The following is a 235-nucleotide window of genomic DNA, read 5'->3' on the forward strand; positions in this document are numbered from 1 at the left end:
GTCAGCGTGTCGCTATTGCTCGTGCGCTTGCTATGCAGCCACAAGTTCTACTATTTGATGAACCAACCTCTGCGCTAGATCCTGAACTGGTCAACGAAGTGCTTGCAGTAATGCGCGAGCTAGCAGAAGAGGGGCGTACGATGCTTATCGTTACTCACGAAATGCGCTTTGCCCGTGAAGTATCAAGCAAAGTCGTCTTTTTACATCAAGGTGTGGTTGAAGAAATTGGCACACC

Annotated in this window: 1 protein-coding gene; it reads left to right on the top strand. The window is 48.9% G+C overall.

Features of this window, described 5'->3' with window-relative positions:
• The coding region (locus SB725_RS33965; RefSeq protein ID WP_410923796.1) for an AAA family ATPase at positions 1-235 on the top strand (235 nt) is incomplete at both ends.

Origin of the sequence: Pseudomonas sp. SIMBA_041 (assembly GCF_046535095.1) — a bacterium.
In the GTDB taxonomy this organism is placed as follows: Bacteria; Pseudomonadota; Gammaproteobacteria; order Pseudomonadales; family Pseudomonadaceae; genus Aquipseudomonas; species Aquipseudomonas mucoides.